This is a genomic window from Acinetobacter tandoii DSM 14970 = CIP 107469, from assembly GCF_000400735.1.
GTDB lineage: Bacteria > Pseudomonadota > Gammaproteobacteria > Pseudomonadales > Moraxellaceae > Acinetobacter > Acinetobacter tandoii.
The window spans coordinates 107,266-107,731 of the sequence record NZ_KE007361.1 but is presented as its reverse complement, the minus strand read 5'-3'; the positions used below and the strand labels follow the sequence as shown (position 1 = coordinate 107,731).

Below are 466 nucleotides of genomic sequence, written 5' to 3'. Positions count from 1 at the left end.
ATTGACACCAAGATCGACACCGATAATGACGGTCAAACCGTGACCTTCGACTCGATCACCGATGATACAGGTACCGCAGGCGACTTCATCACCAATGACAATACCTTGTTATTTAACGGTACGGTAGATCTGGCTGATGGCAATAGCCTTAGTGTAACGGTCGGTGCGACTACTTATACTACAGTCGATCCACGCCTCACAGTTGATGGTTCAGGCAACTGGACCTTAGACCTAACAGGAACCAACTTGACTGATGGTACCTATCCCGTGATTGCTACCGTGACCGACACCGCGGGCAATACTGCGAGCACCATCAGCCAGAATGTGGTAATTGATACAAAAGTGGATAAGGATGGTGATGGGGATATTGTAACCTTCGACTCGATTACCAATGACACTGGCAGTTCTAGCACTGACTTCATTACCAATGACAATACCTTGTTATTTAACGGTACGGTAGATCTGG

General features: G+C 47.2%; 1 protein-coding gene. It reads left to right on the top strand.

Features of this window, described 5'->3' with window-relative positions:
• Nucleotides 1-466 (top strand): Ig-like domain-containing protein (locus tag I593_RS02725; protein WP_212750019.1); only part of this gene is annotated, 466 nt, incomplete at both ends.